Genomic DNA, 3,741 nt, shown 5'->3' with positions numbered 1-3,741 from the left:
TGGCGCGCCGCCCGCATTCTTGACGACCAGCACATCGATACCAAGGTCCTGAAACAAGGCAACCTCATCTTCGACCGAAAACGGCGGCCTGCCGACAAGATACCTCCCGCCCGCAAAGGGAAACGGCTTTTCAGGCGGGTCGATCTGGCGGCAAATCACCTCGCGCCCCTGCAGATTGGAAAACCGCTCTAGCGTCTGTCGTCCGGTGCCCAGAAAAACCACTGCGCCGGGCGGAATATGCCGGGCGGCCTCGGGTTCGGTTGCGATCTCGGTCCAGTTGTCTCCCGGCTCCGGCACCCAAGGCGGACGCAGAAACTGGGTATAAGGGATATCCGCCTCGGCACAGATGTGCGCGGTGCGCTTCGTGATCCGATGGGCGTAAGGGTGCGTCGCATCCAGGACGGCGGTCATCCCGCCCTCATCCAGAAAACGGCGAAACCCGTCCGCCCCGCCAAACCCGCCAATCCGCGTGGGCAAGGGTTGCGCTTCGGGCATGCGGGTCGCACCCGCCAGCGAGATCACTGCATCATACCCTTTCAGGCGTTCTGCAATCTGGCGGGCCTCGCCTGTGCCCCCCAACACAAGAAGCGTCATGCGCCTGCTCTCGCGATAATCGCACCTTTGCGGTCAATGACGACAATATCGAAAGCCATCTCGGACCGTCCAAACCTGTCCTGTACCTGCGCCAATGCCTGTTGCGCTACTTTATCGGCCAACACAGCTCCGGCAATCTCGAAGGCCTCCAGCGCTGTATTGGCCCCTGCAATGCGCGGGTCACCGGCCAACGCCGCCAGCCCCGCAAAATCCACCTGACTGCGCGCGGAATGCAAATCAACCGCTCCCTGTGCCAGTTTGGTGATCTTGCCGATGCCACCGCCGATGGTCACCCGTGCGACGGGGTGCCTGACCAGATACTTCAGCATCCCGCCTGCAAAATCGCCCATATCCAGCATCGCATGATCGGGTAGCCCATAAAGCGCCTGCACAGTCTTTTCAGACGTCGCACCGGTGCAGCCCGCCACATGGGTCAGCCCATCCGCGCGCGCCACATCAATCCCGCGATGGATTGATGCAATCCACGCGGCACAACTGAACGGACGCACCACGCCAGTGGTGCCAAGAATGGACAGGCCCCCTGCAATGCCAAGGCGGGGGTTCCATGTTTTTAGCGCTAGTTCCTGCCCACCGGGAACAGAGACCTCGATCCGCACGTTCGGTTGCTGGGCAAACTGCATGGCCATGTCACTGACAACATCCGTCATCATCTGCCGCGGTACCGGATTGATGGCAGGCTCGCCCACGCCAATCGGCAAGCCTGCCTTGGTCACGGTGCCAACGCCATCACCCGCAGCGAACACGATGCCATCTTCCGAGCTGGAAACCGTCACAACAATCAACGCCCCATGCGTTACATCGGGATCATCACCCGCATCCTTGGTAATGCCGACACGGGCCCAGCCTTCACCCGCCTCGGCTAAAGCGAGCGGAAACACAGGTGTTTCGCCTTTCGGCAGGGTAATTCCCACCTCACACGGAAAGGCGCCACCCCAGAGCCGCATCAGCGCCGCTTTGGTTGCAGCAGTGGCACAGGCACCCGTGGTCCAGCCCCGGCGCAATTGTGGTGTCGTCTTATCGTTCATTGGCGCGACGATAGGCAGGCGCGCGCATGACGGCAATCGCCAATCCGAGGTCGTTTGTCACCTTTCCAAGGCGCGCAATCGGCGGCATAAAGACCTCATGAATACCGACATCCCTCTTCCCGCCCACACATGGCCCACGCTGGAACCCGGCTGGGTCTGGCTTTGCGGTGCAGGACCGGGCGATCCGGGGCTGCTGACACTCCACGCGGTCAACGCGCTACGGCAAGCTGATGTGGTGATCTATGACGCATTGGTGCAAGAACAGATTCTGTCGTGGGCACCGCAGGCCGAACATATCTATGCCGGCAAACGCGGAGGCAAGCCATCGGCCAAGCAACGCGATATCTCGCTCCGGCTGGTCGATCTGGCGCGGGCAGGCAAACGGGTGCTGCGGCTCAAGGGGGGCGATCCCTTCGTCTTCGGGCGCGGCGGCGAAGAAGCGCAGACACTCGTGCAACATGGTATCCCAATCCGAATCATCCCCGGCATATCCGCAGGCATCGGCGGACTGGCCTATGCGGGCATCCCCGTCACCCACCGCGACGTGAACCAATCCGTCACATTCGTGACCGGGCACGACCAGTCCGGCAACACACCCAGTTCCCTCGACTGGACAAGCATCTCCAAGGGCAGTCAGGTCATCGTGATCTATATGGGCATGAAACATATCGCCCAGATCAGCCAGCAACTTATCAAGGCCGGACGCAGCCTGAACGAACCCGTCGCGGTCGTCACTACGGCCACGACGGATCAGCAACAGGTGCTCGAAACCACGCTCGGCACCATCGTCAATGACATCGCCGATGCGGGTCTCGAACCACCTGCAATCATCTGCGTCGGACAATCGGTGCTCATGCGACAGGTGCTGGACTGGCAAAACATGGCTGCGGGCCAGCCCCCCCGCAACCTTGATCCGCTGGGCCGTGGCCGCCCTGCCGAATCAGCTTGAAAAGATGAATCCGATTATCATCTTGCCCGAAAAACGCCCGTCGGAGGCGTCCTGCCGCCTCCATATCCGATGAGTTTCGTGATCGCCGCGCCTTCATCCGGCAGCGGCAAGACCACCATCACCCTCGGGCTGCTGCGCGCCTTCAAGAATGGCGGCGTCCCCGTACACGCCGCCAAATCCGGCCCCGACTACATTGATCCCCGCTTTCATGAGGCCGCCTGCGGCCAGCCCTGTCTGAACCTCGATGCATGGGCGATGACACCCGCCCGGATCAAAACTCTCAGCACAGATCCGCTCCCGCTTGTCATCGAAGGGGCCATGGGCCTGTTTGACGGCGCACCGCCCGACGGACAAGGCGCCACCGCGGACCTCGCCCGCATCCTGAACCTGCCTGTTATTCTGGTCATCGACGCAGGCAAGATGGCGGGTTCCGTCGCGCCACTTGCGCGAGGGTTCATCGGGCATGATCCAGACGTCCGGATCGCGGGGATCATCCTCAACAACGTCGGCTCAACACGGCACGAAAAGATGCTGCGACGTGCGCTCGGAGATACTCCCGTGTTCGGGGCCATCCCCCGTACGTCATCACTCTCGCAACCATCCCGACACCTCGGGCTGGTACAGGCACAGGAACGCCCCGACCTCGATGCGTATCTGAATGCCGCCGCTGCGCTAATCACGGCCCATTGCAATATGCCCGCCCTGGAGGCGCTGCTCAGCCCGCTGCAAAACGGAACCGTACCAATAAAACGGACCCCGCCTGCGCAATCCATCGCCCTCGCTCAGGACGCCGCTTTCGCCTTCAGCTATCCGCACCTGCTGCAAGACTGGAAGGCCGCGGGCGCGAGTATCCACCCGTTCTCGCCACTGGCCGATGATGCGGCCCCCGACGCCGACCTCATCTATCTTCCCGGCGGCTATCCCGAACTGCATGCCGGTACACTGGCCGCCAACACCACCTTTCTGCGCAGCCTGCGCGAAAGCCGTGCGCAGATTTATGGCGAATGCTCAGATTTCTCCTTTGGAATACCGGTATTCCAAAAATTTTTTTTCAAATCCCATTTTCTCAAAAAACCCGCCGGCGGGATTACCGGATTGAACATGAGCTTTTAAATCTCCGCCGGCTGCAGCCAGGGTATCCCGCAGCAGTCC

General features: G+C 61.5%; 4 protein-coding genes. 2 read left to right on the top strand and 2 right to left on the bottom strand.

From position 1 onward, the window contains the following. Both R6T97_RS15825 and R6T97_RS15820 read right to left on the bottom strand, forming a co-directional pair. Positions 1–594 (bottom strand): precorrin-6A/cobalt-precorrin-6A reductase (locus R6T97_RS15825; RefSeq protein WP_410350248.1); only part of this gene is annotated, 594 nt, incomplete at its 3' end. Continuing rightward, the gene (locus R6T97_RS15820) at positions 591–1,640 is read right to left on the bottom strand and encodes a cobalt-precorrin-5B (C(1))-methyltransferase (protein ID WP_410350247.1); all 1,050 of its coding nucleotides are present in this window, start codon (positions 1,638–1,640) and stop codon (positions 591–593) included. The genes R6T97_RS15820 and R6T97_RS15825, both read right to left, overlap by 4 nt. 97 nt (positions 1,641–1,737) lie before the next feature. Between R6T97_RS15820 and cobA the strand changes: the two genes are divergently transcribed. Beyond that, a complete protein-coding gene (gene cobA / locus R6T97_RS15815) occupies positions 1,738–2,589 on the top strand; it encodes a uroporphyrinogen-III C-methyltransferase (protein WP_410350246.1) in 852 nt (283 codons plus the stop codon). Between the two features lie 69 nt (positions 2,590–2,658). Beyond that, positions 2,659–3,702: a cobyrinate a,c-diamide synthase gene (locus R6T97_RS15810; protein ID WP_410350245.1), complete on the top strand. Its 1,044-nt coding sequence runs from the start codon at positions 2,659–2,661 to the stop codon at positions 3,700–3,702. Positions 3,703–3,741: the final 39 nt, after the last annotated feature.

The organism is Yoonia sp. (assembly GCF_046498525.1).
In the GTDB taxonomy this organism is placed as follows: domain Bacteria; phylum Pseudomonadota; class Alphaproteobacteria; order Rhodobacterales; family Rhodobacteraceae; genus Yoonia.
Note: the sequence above shows the minus strand (reverse complement) of the source record. Positions and strands in the feature narration are given on the sequence as shown.

Excerpts from the sequence above, each read along its gene's own strand:
- R6T97_RS15820 (WP_410350247.1), bottom strand. The coding sequence starts at position 1,640 with ATGAACGATAAGACGACACCACAATTGCGCCGGGGCTGGACCACGGGT.
- cobA (WP_410350246.1), top strand. The coding sequence starts at position 1,738 with ATGAATACCGACATCCCTCTTCCCGCCCACACATGGCCCACGCTGGAA.
- R6T97_RS15810 (WP_410350245.1), top strand. The coding sequence starts at position 2,659 with ATGAGTTTCGTGATCGCCGCGCCTTCATCCGGCAGCGGCAAGACCACC.